We start from the raw sequence: 14,983 nt of genomic DNA on the forward strand, positions 1-14,983 counted from the left end.
GTGTATATATAGCCTTTTGTAGTTAAGTATAATATAAAAACATTCATAGATATAAAGAATATTATTAACTATTAAAAGTTGTGATATTTGTCTATAAAATACGATGAAAATTAAGGTATTATGTGTTATTATTTGTTTTTTATGGATTTTTATGGATTTTTATCACAATAAGTGATATAGTGAAGATAAATAAATGTATTTAATACATTTATTTTTTTATTATTTTATTTTTATAATTTATTTATAAATTATTTATAATTTTGGGTAGATACACTTTGACATATTAAAAAATTAAGAAGACTAAGTCAGAAATTTATTTTAAATAAGGAGATTGATATGAGAAGAAATACAAAATTATTAACAACAGGAATTCTTTCAATGGCAATTGTTGCACCTACAATGGCATTTGCTACCGAATCTAATGCTATGGAAAATAATGCAGATTTAAATATAAGCTTAGAGAAAAAAAGTATAGTTTTAGGCAGTACATCAAAAGTTAGTGTCAAATTTAAAGAAAAACCAGAAGCAGATAGTATTACATTAAAATATAAATGTTATGACATGCCATTAGATACAACTCTAAATTACAACAAATCAACTGGGGCATACGAAGGTACTATCAATTACAATAAAGACCCAGAATATCAAAATGTTTGGGAGCTACAAGGTATAACAATAAACAGTGCAAATAATCCTAAGACTTTAAACAAACAAGACCTAGAGAAGCTGGGATTAAATTTAAAAGACTATAATGTAACGCAGGAATGTATAATTGAAGATATAACTTCAAGAAAAGATGTAAATAAATACTTGAGAAAGACTTCTGCACCTATTACAGAACTTACAGGAAGTGATAGATATGAAACAGCAGTTAAAATAAGTAAAGAAGGTTGGAAAAATGGTGCAGATAAGGTAGTTATAATAAATGGAGATGTAAGTATTGATGGGATTATATCAACTCCACTAGCAACTACATATAATGCACCAATACTTTTAGTTGAAAAAAATAATGTTCCTGATAGTGTAAAAGCAGAATTAAAACGTCTAAATCCTAAAGATATAATTATCGTTGGAGATGAGAATTCTATTTCTAAAACTAGTGTTAATCAGATAAAATCAGCTGTAAATTCTTCTAATCAAACTCGTCTAAATGGTTCTAATAGATACGAGACATCTCTATTGATAGCAAAAGAAATAGATAAAAATCACGATGTAGATAAAGTTTATATAACAAATGGTAAGGATGGTGGAGAAATAGATGCACTTACTATAGCAGCAAAAGCAGGTCAAGATAAGCAACCAATTATAGTGGCTGACAAAGATAGTATTACAAATATTACATATCAATGGCTGGAGAGTGAGGATTTACAAAGTGCTTATTTTATAGGTGGTCCTCAAATGATATCAACAAATGTTATAAATAAAGTAAATGATATAACTAAGGATAATGTTACTAATAATAGAGTATCTGGTGCAGATAGACATGAAACAAATGCAAATGTAATAAAGAAATTCTATCCAGATGCCGAATTAGAAGCTATGTTAGTAGCTAAATCGGATGAACTTGTTGATGCTTTAGCAGCAGGTCCATTAGCTGCTAGTTTAAAGTCACCAATTCTTATAACGCCAAAGACATATGTGTCAGCATATCATAAAGCTAATTTAGAGGCTAAATCGGCTAATAAGGTATATAAAATAGGCGGAGGATTGACTTCTAATGTAATGAATTCTATAGCAGCATCACTATCTAAACATAATACAACTCCAACAGACCCAGGAAGTAATAATGGTGCTAAGACAGTTATGATTGACCCAGGGCATGGTGGTTCAGCACCTGGAAATTCATTTGGAGGAATGATTGAAAAAGATTACAATTTAAATACTTCACTTGCAACTACTGAATATTTACGTTCAAAAGGTATAAATGTAATTATGACTAGAGATACAGATAAAACTGTATCACTTGGAAGTAGAACTGCTTTATCTAACTCACTTAAACCAGACTTATTTACAAGTATACACTATAATGGTGATAATAATAGAAAAGGTCATGGAGTAGAAGTGTTTTATAAGCTTAAAGATAAAAATGGAGGAACTACTAAGACGGTAGCTAAAAATATATTAAATAGGATTTTAGAAAAGTTTAAACTTACTAATAGAGGAATAAAAACGAGAGCTTTAAACGATGACTCTACAAAAGACTATTTGTATGTTTTAAGAACTAATAATATTCCAGCTGTACTTGTAGAATGTGCCTTTTTGGATAGTGCAAGTGATATGAGTTTAATAAACTCGCCAGCAAAAGTAAAAGAAATGGGTACACAAATAGCTAAAGGAATAGAAGAGTCATTAAAGTAATTATAAGTAAAAAGATTTAAAAGTTTAATGTAAATCTATAATTGGAAATTGACATTAAAGTCATAAAATGAAATATAAGTGTATCAATATCAAAGACTGTATATACATTGTTGCATATATAAATGCAAGACTATGTATATATAGTCTTTTTTGTAGTTAAATGCAATAATTTGATTGTATTTTGTAAAATACACAATATGATATAATTAGATAATATACACTTAATTTAATTGAGGAAGGTGATTATGTGGAATATTTATTTGAAAAAAGTGGTTTAAGAGAATATAGAGATGAACCTTTAGATAAATATAGAGAAATATTAGAAAAAAACTATAATAATTCAAGAAGTATTATTCTATTGGTACCAAATAATAATACAAAAATAAGATATGAAAGGTCTTTAAAATTAGATTATAGTGAAGAGTTGAAAATAACAACATATATAGGTTTTGTAAAAAAAGAATTATTGAAATATTGGCCACTCATAATAGAAAAATGTAATAAAATAAGTAAAAAACCTGTATCTCCAACGTTTATATCAAACAGTTTAAGTGAATATTTAATAGTACAAAAAGTTAAGGAAAAAAGGATACAAGAAGGTTATTTTGAAGATATTACAGGAACAAATAAATCAATAGCAAATAGTATAATGACCAATATAAACAAATCTGCATTCAATTTAATTGATTTTGATTTTATTGGAGAAAAAATATATTCATCAAAGAAAAACAGAGATAGTATATATAGATTTTCATATACTCAAATGGATGAAATTATATCATATTATATAGACTCATTATTATCAAACTCAATTTTAGATAATGCATTAAGTGTATATCTATATAATCAATATCTGCTTACTGATGATTCTTATATAAAAAACTTATTTAAAGAAGTGAGATATATAATAGTGGATAGCCTTGAAAATTCAAGTAATGTAGAAGTTGATTTTATTGTAAAAGCATTAGATAATGTATTGGAAAGTTATATATATATTGATTATAGCAAAGATTACTCTGTATTTAATAATGCAGATATGGACTATATAAATGAAAAGATAATATCAAAAATTGAATCACAAGAAAAAGATAAGATTAAAAAGAAGAACATAGGAATAGAAGACTTATACTTATTAAATGCAAAAGTGGAATTAAATCAATCAAGCCAACTGTACAATGAAATGTTAGATTTAATAAGTGAAAAAATTATATCTCTTATAGAAGATGGTATATCTCCAAGAGATATAGCAATTATATCTCCTATAAATAATACTATATTGGAGTATCAGATTAGAGACTCTTTGATAGAAAAAAATATAGATGTTTTTAATACTAAAAAGGATAAAAAAGTTATAGATTATCCATATGGAAATGCACTGGTAGTAGCTACATGTATATTTTATGGGCATTTAGATTTTATAAAAGAAGATGAATATTTAAGTTTTTTAGAAACTCTTTTAGAAATAAATAGGATAAAGGCATTTAAAATTCTCAATGAAACAAGAAATTTAAGTATTGATAATATAAATGGATATAGTCAGTACTGTGACATTTTACAGTATATTGAAGAAAAGAAGAAAAGTGATATAAAAATACATGAATTTTTAATTCAGTTCTATATAGATAAAATGCTAGGTTTAAAAGAAGGTAAGAAGAATGTTGGGTTATGTAAAAAGATAATAGCTGAAAGTGAATCTTTTAGTGAAAGTATAAGTTTACTTGATATGAGAGAAGAAAAGATATTCATAGAAGCTTTAAAGACTACAATAAATGATTATTACTCTGTTGTTGATATGGAAGAGTTAAAATCTAAAGATAAAATAGTAATAACTACTCCTTATTCGTATATATCATCAAATATAGATAGAAGTATACAAATATGGGTAGATATAGGAAGTAATGCTTGGAATATGAAAATAGAAAAAGATATAAGCAATTTAATTGTACTTAGAAAATCTTTTGAGGAAAAAAAGATTTATACAAATGAAATGGAAGAATATTATAAGAAATATTATCTATACAATACTGTATATAATTTGTTACTAAATGCAAATAAAATTTATGCATACAAGAGTGAGTATACGATTAATGGATATATTCAAGAAAGTATGTTATATAGTATACTTTTAAAAATCTCACATAAAGGAGATAAAAATTATGATTAATATAAATTATAGAGAAGATCAGATACCAATAATAAATTATGATAATGGTACTATGGCGGTACCAGCAGTACCAGGTGCAGGAAAAACATTTATAATAACAAACTTAGTAGCAAAGCTATTACTTGAGCAGAAGCATAAAGGTGGAAAGATATTAGTTCTTACTTATATGAACAGTGCTGTAAATAATTTTAAAGGTAGAATAAAAAAAATTCTTGAAGAGAATAAAATAGATGATGCTAGTTCATATGAAGTAATGACCATACATAGTTTAGCTGTAAAGATAATAAAGGAAAAACCAGAAGCTGTAATGTTAAGTGAGGATTTTAATATAGCTGACGATTTACAAAAAAATATTATATTAAATGAATGTATAAATAGATTTAGATTTGAAGGAGGAGAAAGAGCTTTTAGATGGTTTCTAAAAGAGCAAAAAGATGAGCGTTGGAAAGAAATAACTCTTGAAGCTTGGGAAAGAGGTTTTTTTGAATTTGCAGGAAATGCAATAAGTGAACTTAAGTATAAAGGTATTTCTCCAGATAAACTTGAAGAAATATTGTCAAGAGGGCATAAAGGAATGCTTAAAATTATTTTACCAATATATAAGTTATATGATAGGAAGTTGAAGCAAAATGGGTTATTAGATTATGATGATATATTAATTTTAGCAGAAAAAACTTTGAGTTTAGATGAAGCACTTAGAAAGAAGTTTCAGACTAGATACAAATATATTTTTGAAGATGAATGTCAGGATTCAAATGAAATTCAAGGTAATATAATAAAAATTATATCTAGCGAAAATAAAAATTTAGTTAGGGTTGGGGATATAAATCAGAGTATAACAGGAACTTTTTCATCATCAGACCCCAGATTTTTTAAAGAATTTATAAATAATGCAGATTTCTGTCACAGGATGAATATGTCAAATAGAAGTTCAAAAGATATACTTGATTTAGCAAATACTCTTGTGGATTATGTTACAAAGGAATTTAGACAGGAAGAATGTAGACATGCTCTTGAAGATATGCAAATAAAGACTGTACCAAATGGAATGGGGTATAAAGAAAATCCTAACCCAGAACATTATAATATAAATGTAAAGTGGTATGAGAGTTGGAAAAATGAAATAGAGCAAACTGCTAAATATGTTAAAGGGATAAAAAATAAATACCCAGATAAAAGTATAGGTATATTAGTCCCATTTAATGAACAAGTTACACAAGTTGCTAAAGAACTTAGGGAGTACAATCTAACTTTTGAAGAATTAGGGCCAAATTCTTTGAGTAAGAGGAAGATTATAAACAACATAGCATCTATTATTGATTTTATGCTACATTGTGATGATGTAGAAAAGCTAATAAATGTACTTGATAAGGTTTTTATAAATATTGATAATGAAGCAGATGAGAAGAATTTTTTAGAAGTATTAAAAGACTATTCGACAGAAGAAATCATCTACAATTTTGAATTTAGTAAGTTAGACACTGATTTAATAGAAATTAATGAAGAAAGTGAGGTATATTTGAATTTCAAAAAAGGAATAGATATTATAAAACATATATTAGAATATCCAATAATAAGGTTAGACTTATTAGTTTTATTTATTGGCAAAAAACTTAATTTAGAAAAAGAAGATAAGGCTGTACTTGATTATATATCTTTTTATATAAAGTATCTAGTATCAGAAAATATACATATGGATTTAGAGGATGTATATAATTTATTATTCGATGTAAAAAATAAAGTATTCAATCACATAATAGATGTAGTATATGAGATAAATGGATATGAGCCAGAGCCTGGTAGTATAACATTATGTAATTATCATAAGTCAAAGGGAATGGAGTGGGATTGTGTGTTTTTATTAGGTCTTGTTGAATATAATTTCCCTGACAATATCAATCAAAAATTTCAGAGTGATAAATGGTATTTAAAAGAAAAATACAAAAATCCTATGGCAATTATTAAATCAGAAATCGAAGCTATATTAAAAGGAAGTATCTCAACTGATTATGCTCATAAGACTAAGATTGATTCTATAAATGAAAAAATTAGACTTTTATATGTAGGAATTACTAGAGCAAAGGAGATGTTAGTACTTTCAGGAAGTGCTTATAGAGATGAAAATGATATAGGCAATAAAAGAAAAGAGCAAAAACCAAGTATATATTTAAGCAGACTGAACCGACATATTATTGAAAAGAGGTCAAATTAATATATGATAAGTTACATCAATATATTGTTTAAAATATTGATTGAAAAAAGTTAAAACAATATATAGTAGTAAATAGTTATTAAAAATAAAATTAAGAGGAAAGTGATATGAGTGAATGATAAATTAAAATATTTTTCTTATAGTCAAAATTCAATTAACACATATAAATCATGTCCATTGAAGTTTAAATATAAATATATTGATAGAATAAATTGGAAAAATGATGATATTGGTAGTAGAGAGTATTATGAAAGTTTAAAAACAGGAAGAGATTTTCATTTAATTTGCGAAAGATATTTTAGTAATATACCCCTTGGAATCTATTCTAATGAAGGTGATAAAAATAGTAAAAAATTTTTAAAATGGATTGAAAATATAAAAAAAGTCGTTCCTATTAAAGAAGATAAAATATATCTACCAGAATATGAAGTAAGGATGACTTTAAAAGGAGATACAATACAGGCAAAGTATGATTTAGTTGTAATTGGAAAAGACAGTATAGAGATATGGGACTGGAAAACTGAGTCTAAAAAAATTGACTATAAAAATGTAGAAAATAGAATACAAACAATTGTTTATATGTTTTTAGCAAAAGAAGTAATCCCAAAAGTTTTAAAAATGGACATAAATGTTAAAGATATAAATATGAGATACTATCAACCTGAATTTGATGACCTACCAATCATCATTTCATATGACGAGGAAAAGCATGAAACAAATAAAAATAAAATTCAAACTTATATAAGTATGATAAAGAATACTAATTATGAAGAACATACATACGAAGACAATCTATACAATGATATAGAAAAGGTATATAATAAAGAAGAACGTATGTGCTATAGAAACAAGAATCATTGCAAGTATTGTGAATTCAATAAATTATGTAATGGTAAAGAAATAGATTATAGTATTTTGGAGGCGGAAATTTATGGGACTTAGGTTTATATTAGGTAGAGGTGGAAGTGGAAAATCTACTTATATACTAGATGAAATTAAAAGAGAAGCTCAAAAAAATGAAACTACATCAATTATACTTTTAGTTCCAGAACAATACACATTTGAGGCTGAAAATAGAGTAAGTAAACTATTTTTAGGTAAAGAAAAAGATAAGTATTTAAGAGTTAGGGTGCTTAGTTTCAAAACACTAAGTAATATAGTTTTTTCTCAAGCAGGAGGATTAACTGATGTAAATATAAATTCTAGTGGAAAAGCAATGATGGTATATAGAGCAATTGAAGATGTAAGTGAAGAATTAAATGTATTTTCAAAATCAAAATCACAATCTGGTTTTGTAAGTTCAATTACAGATATGATATCAGAAATGAAACAGTATAATATAAGTCCTGAGATGTTAGAGAATATATCTGGAGAATTAGATAATGAGACTTTAAGCCTAAAATTAAAAGACATAAGTAAGATATATAATTCTTTTGAAGGAAAACTACATGAAAATTATGTAGATGCTCAAGATATGCTAACTTCATTGGCAAATAGGATAGAATTAAGTAGTTATTTAGAAGGAGCTTGTATTTATATAGATGAATTTACAGGTTTTACACCAAATCAGTACAATGTAATAAAGAGCATATTAAACAAAACTAAAAATGTCAGTATTTCTTTGACTGTTGATGATATTAATTATATTGGATATAGTAAAGCAGATGTATTTTCTAGAACTAAATTTACTTATTCAAAATTAACTCAATTGTGCAATGAAGAAGGAATAAAAATACTACCACAAGTAAATTTGAATACAGGTGTTATAAAAAGATTTGAGGAAATTAAAGAATTACAACACTTAGAAAGATTTTATAATGCTTATCCATATAAAACATATTTAAAACCAACTGAAAATATAAAAATCAAAGAATTTAATAATTTATATTCAGAGGTAGAAGAAATAGCTAAAGAAATTGTACATTTAGTTAGAGATAAGAATGTTAGATATAGAGATATAACTATTGCTACAAGAGATTTAAATAGATATGATTTTTTAGTACATTCTATATTTAACCAATATAATATACCAAATTTTATAGATAAGAAGAGAGAAGCAAAAAGTAATCCAATAGTTATTTTAATTATTTCAGCTTTAGAAATGAAAAATAGACGATATGGATATGAGACTATGTTTAGATATTTAAAAAGTGGACTTATAGGAATTGATAATAATGATATAAATTTACTAGAAAATTATGTACTGGCTAATGGAATTAAAGGTAAGAAATGGTTTGATGAAAAATGGGACTATAGAATAACACAGAGTCTTTCTAGTGAAGAAAGTGAATTTGAGCTAGAATTAAAAGACAAAATAAATGAAATAAAAAATAGAGTATTAGAGCCAATAATCACTTTACAAGAAAAATTAAAAGGAAAAAATAGAGTAAAAGAAATATGTAAATATATATATGAATTTTTACTAGATATAAATATGCCAGAAACTATAGAAAGTTTAATAGTAAATTTTAAAGATAAAGGGGAACTTGATGTTGCCAATCAATACTCACAAGTTTGGGATATAGTAGTGGATGTACTAGACCAAATGGTCGAGCTTATGGGTGATGAAATAATTTCTTTAGAAAAATTTATAAAACTGATAACTTTAGGTTTTGATGAATATGAATTAGGACTAGTTCCTCCTAGTATAGACCAGGTACTTGTAAGTAGTATTGATAGAATGAAAAATCCAAATACTAAATATTTATATCTAATTGGAACTACTGATGGTGTATTTCCTCTGATTACAAAGGATAGTGGGATATTGAGTGATAATGATAGAGAAAGCCTTGGAAGTAAAGGAATTGAAGTTGACATTGATAGTAAAACTAGAAGTTTTGAAGAACAATTTCTAGTATATAAGGCTCTTACCTCTACATCTGAGAATTTAATCATAACATATCCGATATCTGACCATGAGGGTAAAACTCTTAGACCATCAATAATTATATCAAGACTTAAAAAGATATTTCCAAATATAGAAAATAAAAGTTATTTAGTAGAAGAAGATAAGCAAAATGATGAAGATATACTAAAAAAAATAACTGTTAAATCACCTACATTTAATGAACTTATAAATGTAATAAAAAATTATGATAGTGATAGTTATAATAAAGAAGATATTAATAGTATTTGGCTAGATATATATAGATATTATCTAAAGGATGAAATGTATAGTTCCATAACAAAAAAGGTTATAAAAGGTCTTAGTTATACTAATCAAGTTCATAAGATTGAAGAGAAAAAGATAAGGTCGTTATATAAAAGTAATTCTCTCAGTATATCTAGGCTTGAAAAATATGCAGAGTGCCCATTTGCTTATTTCATACAGTACGGTTTAAAAGCTCGAAAACGTAAAGAATACTCATTTACACCACCAGATTTGGGAACTTTCATTCACAATATTTTAGATAGATTTTCAAAGGAGCTTTCACAAGATAATTTATCTTGGAGAGACATTGATGAAAAGTATATAGAATTAAAGATAGGTATAATATTTGATGAAATAATTTCAAAGATACCAGGGTATATATTAAATAGTTCAGAAAGGTACAAATATCTTGCATATAGATTAAAAAATATGTTGACAACTGCTGTAGATATAATCAGTCAACAAATAAAACAAGGTTCATTTGAACCAATAGATTATGAAGTTAATTTTGGAAGAGACGGAAAATATCCTCCTATAAAAATAGTATTAGACAATGGAGAAGAAGTAAATCTAATTGGGCAAATAGACAGAGTTGATGAATTTAAAGAAGGAGAAAATAAATATATAAGAATAGTAGATTATAAGTCAGGTAATAAATCCATAAGTTTGACAGAAATATATTATGGTCTACAATTACAATTACTTGTGTATTTAGATGCAATCCTTGAAAGTGTAAAAGGTGAAGATATAAATATAAATCCAGCTGCAATATTATATTGTAGAATAAATAATCCAATAGCAAAATTTAATGAAGACAAAGATGATGAAGAAATACAAGAAGCAATACTAAAAGAGCTTAGAATGAAAGGGCTTGTAATAAAAGATTCACATATAATAAAAGAAATGGATAAATCATTAATAGATGGAGAACGAAAAAACTCTTTAGTAATACCAGTAGGTCTTACTAAAGATGGAAATGTAGGTAAAAGTACATCAGCAGTAACTTATGAGGATTTTAAACTACTTAGAAAATATGTAAAACATGCTATAAAAGATTTATGTGAGGACATGTTGAGTGGAGAAATATGTATAGCTCCATATAAACATAAAGATGGAACATCATGTGATTTTTGTGATTATTCAGCCATATGTCAATTTGATTCAACTATGAAAGATAATAAATATAAAATTCTAAACAATAAAAGCAATGAAGAGATAATAAAAATGATGAAAGGAGATGTTGATTAGTGAGTTCTCCTAAATGGACAAAAGAGCAACTAGAAGTCATAGAAAGTAGAGACTGCAATTTATTGGTTGCAGCAGCTGCTGGGTCAGGAAAAACAGCAGTACTAGTTGAGCGTATAATTCAAATGATAACAAGTAGGGAAAATCCAATCGATATAGATAAGTTATTAGTTGTTACATTTACTAATGCTGCTGCATCAGAGATGAGAGAGAGAATAGGTGATGCTATAGGAAAATCACTAGATGAAAATCCAGAAAATAAACATTTACAAAATCAACTGGTTCTATTGAATAAATCTAGCATTACAACAATACACTCATTTTGTTTGGATGTTATAAAATCAAACTTTCATAGAATAAACTTAGACCCTAATTTTAGAATAGGAGACCAAACTGAATGTGCTATTTTGAAACAAGAAGCAATAGAAGATGTATTTGAAACCTTGTATGAAGAAAGAAATGAGGGTTTTTTAAATTTAGTTGAAAGTTATGCAGAAAGAGGAGGAGACAAGGAAGTACAAGATATTATTTTAGGAATATACTCATTTGCAATGGCTTCTCCTAAACCTAAAAAATGGTTAATTGATTCAGCAGAGAGATTTAATATCGATGAGGATTTTGATTTTTCACAGTCTATTTGGGCTAGAGCTATATTAGATACTGTAAAAATAGAAATTAATGGTCTTTGTTTAAATATGGAAAAGGCATTAAAAGAAGTTGAATCAATAGAAGAATTAGAAACTTTTGCAGAAAAGTTAGCTATTGAGTATAAAAAAATAGTAGATATTTCAGAAGCATGTAATAAATCCTGGAATGAAGCGTATGAAAAGATGGCAGGTATGTCTTTTGAAAACTATGTAAAAGGAATAAAAAGAATCCCGAAAGATGCTCCTTCATATATAAAAGAATCAAAAGAAAAAGCAAAGGCTATGAGAGATAAAGCTAAAAAATCTTTAGAAAGTATAGTAAATGCTACATTCAATAAAGATAATGACTCAATTAAAGAAGAAATAAAATATCTTTATAATATAGTCAAGCCTATATCTAATATTGTACTGAGATTTGAAGAGGAATATAGTAATAAGAAAAGCGAAAAAGGAATAATAGATTTTAATGATATAGAGCATTTTGCCTTAAATATACTAACAAATGTAGATGAAGAAGGTAATATTATACCTTCTGATATAGCATTGGGATATAGGAAGAGGTTTTATGAGATATTTATAGATGAATATCAAGATAGTAATTTAGTACAGGAAGTATTACTTAAAGCTGTGGCTAACACAGAAACACCAAATAGGTTTATGGTTGGAGATGTAAAGCAGAGTATATATAGATTTAGACAAGCAAAGCCAGAATTATTTTTACAAAAATACAATAACTACAATGATAAAAAGGGAAGTTCTCATAGAAAAATAATGCTTTATAAAAACTTTAGAAGTAGAGCAGAAGTTGTAGATGCTGTAAATTATATATTTGAAAATATAATGAATGAAAATATAGGAGAAATTGAATATACGGAAAAAGAAAGACTAAATTTGGGAGCTGATTTTAAGTTAGACACAGATGAAACCTCTATTGTTGGTGGAGCAACAGAAATACATCTTATACAAAAAGATAATAAACTTGATGATGATATTATAAATAATAAAGATGATAATGCCAATAATGAAGAAAATGAATTAGAAGAAGAAGAAAAGTTAGATAATATACAACTTGAAGCTAGAATGGTTGGAAAGATTATCAAAGATTTAATGAAAGTTAACGAAGATGGAAAAATTCAAAAAGTATACGATAAAGGAATTGATGGATATAGACCTGTTGAATTTAGAGATATAGTGATTCTTTTAAGAGCTACATCTGCATGGGCTCCAGTGTTTGCAGATGAATTGATGAATATGGATATACCAACCTATGCAGATGTTGGAGTAGGGTATTTTGATACAATTGAAATAAAAACTATATTATCATTACTTCAAATAATAGATAATCCAATACAAGATATACCACTTATATCTGTATTAAAATCTCCTATATTTGGATTTACGCCAGAGGATTTGATTGATATTAGAATTCAGAACAAAGATAAGACTTTTTATGAGGTTTTAGAAAGTACATCAGAGTATGACGAGTTTACGGATTATCAAAATGAAAATAAGTCTGAGTTTGTACCAAGTAAAGAATGTATAAGTAAAAGCAAGGATTTTTTTGTTAAATTAAAGGACTTTAAAGAAAAATCAATGTACATGAGTACCGACGAATTTATCTGGTATTTGTACACAAAGACTGGATACTATGCTTATGTTGGAGCATTACCAGGTGGAAGTCAAAGACAAGCTAATTTAAAAGTACTGTTTGAAAGAGCAAAACAATTTGAAGAAACTAGCTTTAAGGGAATATTCAACTTTGTAAATTTTATAGAAAAATTAAAAAAATCCAGTTCTGATATGGGAAGTGCAAAGACACTTGGTGAAAATGCAAATGTTGTTAGGATAATGAGTATCCATAAAAGTAAAGGATTAGAATTTCCAGTAGTTATATGTTCTGCAATGGGTAAAAATTTCAATACTCAAGACTTTAAAAAGAGTATTTTATATCATCATAATTTAGGGTATGGACCTCAGTTTGTAGACTATGAAAGACGAATCTCTTTTCCAAGTATAGCCAAAGAAGCATTAAAAAGTAAAATAAATATAGAAAATTTATCAGAAGAGATGAGAGTTTTATATGTTGCATTTACAAGAGCAAAAGAAAAATTAATTATAACAGGTTCTACTAGAAATATACAAGATAGTATAAAAAGATGGGCAAATGGAATTGAAGGTCTGGATACAATATCACAATACGAGATATTAAAAGGTAAAAATTTTCTGGATTGGATAATGCCTTGTGTATTAAAACATAAGGATTTGTCTAATTTATTGGAAGAAGTAGGCTTAGATGCAGTCTTTAATGTTGACCATAATTCAAAATGGAGTGGAAAACTATGGAACAAGAATGATGTTTTAATAGAAAGAAAGACTAATGAAGAAAATGAAAGTATTGAAGAAATCCTTGAAAAAATAGATGTAGATAAGCATGACAGTGATTATTATACTGAAATAGAAGGAAAATTAAATTATGTATATCCATATGAGTTTAGTACAAGAAAACCTGCTAGTATATCTGTTACAGAAATAAAAAAAATACAAAATAACTATGAAGAAGAATTAATAAATACTATCTTTGAACAAAAAGTAATACTAAAAAAACCTCTATTTATTCAAAATGATGAAGAAAGAGAAAAGATAAATGGAGCAGAAAGAGGTACAATAGTCCATTTAGTTATGGAAGTTTTAGACTTAAAAAAAGTAAATACTGTAAATGATATAAAGTTACAAATAAAAAGCCTTATTTCAAAAGACGTAATAACAGAAAAACAAGCTAGTATAGTAAATCCATATAAAATATATAAGTTTTTTGCTTCCGACATAGGGAAAAGAATGCTGAATGCTGAACTTATAAATAGAGAAAAATCAATTTATGCACAAGTGAATATGAAAGATATATATATTTATGAAGAATTGATAAAAAATGATGATAAAAAACTTTATGATAGAGAAAGTGTCATGTTAAGAGGTATAGTTGATGCTTATTTTGAGGAAGATAATCAAATAGTTTTAGTTGATTATAAAACCGACTTTGTAAATGAAGAAAATATAAACCAAATAATAGAAAAATATAAAAAACAACTAGATTTATATGCAGATGTTATTGAAACTCTAACTGGGAAGTCAGTAAAAGAAAAATGTATATATTTATTTGGTGTTGATGAAGCTGTTTGTTATTAGTTTTTTTATATAAATTAAACATA

General features: G+C 26.5%; 6 protein-coding genes. All 6 read left to right on the top strand.

The genetic code is table 11. The features are described from left to right. Positions 1-336: 336 nt before the first annotated feature. On the top strand, positions 337-2,358 hold the full coding sequence (locus ACTG48_RS05560) for an N-acetylmuramoyl-L-alanine amidase (RefSeq protein WP_479918347.1): 2,022 nt from the start codon (positions 337-339) through the stop codon (positions 2,356-2,358). Positions 2,359-2,605: 247 nt separating this feature from the next. Further along, positions 2,606-4,522 carry a hypothetical protein gene (locus tag ACTG48_RS05565; RefSeq protein WP_479918348.1) on the top strand — a complete coding sequence of 639 codons (1,917 nt, stop codon included), beginning with the start codon at positions 2,606-2,608 and terminating at the stop codon, positions 4,520-4,522. Beyond that, positions 4,515-6,734, top strand: coding sequence for an ATP-dependent helicase (locus tag ACTG48_RS05570; protein ID WP_021383845.1), 2,220 nt, complete (start codon positions 4,515-4,517; stop codon positions 6,732-6,734). The genes ACTG48_RS05565 and ACTG48_RS05570 overlap by 8 nt, the downstream gene beginning before the upstream one ends. A 111-nt stretch (positions 6,735-6,845) precedes the next feature. Then, entirely contained in the window at positions 6,846-7,676 is an 831-nt protein-coding gene (locus ACTG48_RS05575) for a PD-(D/E)XK nuclease family protein (protein ID WP_479918349.1), read from the top strand. Next, entirely contained in the window at positions 7,666-11,133 is a 3,468-nt protein-coding gene (gene addB / locus ACTG48_RS05580; RefSeq protein ID WP_479918350.1) for a helicase-exonuclease AddAB subunit AddB, read from the top strand. Before ACTG48_RS05575 ends, addB begins: the two co-directional genes overlap by 11 nt. Further along, positions 11,133-14,960, top strand: a complete 3,828-nt coding sequence (addA, locus tag ACTG48_RS05585) for a helicase-exonuclease AddAB subunit AddA (protein WP_479918351.1) — start codon at positions 11,133-11,135, stop codon at positions 14,958-14,960. Before addB ends, addA begins: the two co-directional genes overlap by 1 nt. Positions 14,961-14,983: the final 23 nt, after the last annotated feature.

The organism is Clostridioides sp. LIBA-6822 (assembly GCF_056688955.1).